Genomic DNA, 307 nt, shown 5'->3' with positions numbered 1-307 from the left:
CTTTGTTCAAATTGCAAAAGGATGGAAAAGACCTACTTGGGCGCCATTAAAAAGGAATTTTCTAAGTGTGCCAGGATATCCAGGCGCAAGGTTATTAAATACACAAACGGAAATGCGTGTTTTGTCTATCCCTGTAGGAATTATTGTTCCAGATGATTCAGATTTAGAAAATATCAAAGAAGAAATGGCAAATTGGTTAATTACAGACCAACCAGCAGAACTTGTTTTTGATGTTGAACCAGACCGAACCTATTTAGCTGTTGTGGATGATAGTTTTGATCCGGATGAGTTTGTAACTCTTGGTATG

Annotated in this window: 1 protein-coding gene; it reads left to right on the top strand. The window is 37.5% G+C overall.

The genetic code is table 11. From position 1 onward, the window contains the following. Positions 1-307: distal tail protein Dit (locus tag MR056_RS22030; RefSeq protein ID WP_242136737.1), on the top strand; the 307-nt coding region annotated here is incomplete at both ends.

The sequence above is a fragment of the Bacillus cereus group sp. BfR-BA-01360 genome (assembly GCF_022663595.1).
GTDB lineage: Bacteria > Bacillota > Bacilli > Bacillales > Bacillaceae_G > Bacillus_A > Bacillus_A cytotoxicus.
The sequence above is the reverse complement of the archived record's forward strand: the minus strand, read 5'-3'. Positions and strand labels throughout refer to the sequence as shown.